We start from the raw sequence: 567 nt of genomic DNA on the forward strand, positions 1-567 counted from the left end.
CGGGATTCCTTTGGACTTGCGGAGCCCACATCTGCGGAGAAGCTCCATAACTTTGTAGTCCTTGAAGAACTTTTCAACAGAACTGGCAATTTTAGGTTCGTTCTTAGTATCGAATAATGGTAAACTAGACATAGCACAAGCCTTTCGTTTGATACTGATGATGTTGTGGTTGACTTAATTATATCAAGCGAACAAAGGCCTTGTGCTTTTTTATTGGCTAAACTATTGAATTTTCAAGGTACGAGCCCACTTTTGTAAGTGGGAAGTTTAAGTAAATTTATTCTAAATCGATCATTTTTCCGAGTTTACCACTTGATTTTTTACAGGATTAGCAATAAAGTTTAGTCATGATACTAAGAATGAACACTTTTTCATTGTTAATACCTCAATTTCTTTTGCCTGGCAGCACTTTTTAACCGGGAAAATTAGAAATAGTTAGGTAAAAAATTTAAAAGTTTCGATTTTTTAATAACAAGTATTTTTATTTCTTCGCCAATTGCAAGAATAAATTGAACACTTACCATAACATCTGGTAGATTTTGACTATCTACGCCGGTAAATGCGGTC

Annotated in this window: 1 pseudogene; it reads right to left on the reverse strand. The window is 34.4% G+C overall.

The features are described from left to right. A pseudogene (locus FD23_RS11090) lies at window positions 1-132 on the reverse strand (transposase); the annotation flags it as partial. Window positions 133-567: the final 435 nt, after the last annotated feature.

The sequence above is a fragment of the Lactobacillus delbrueckii subsp. delbrueckii DSM 20074 = JCM 1012 genome, from assembly GCF_001433875.1.
GTDB classification, from domain to species: Bacteria; Bacillota; Bacilli; order Lactobacillales; family Lactobacillaceae; genus Lactobacillus; species Lactobacillus delbrueckii.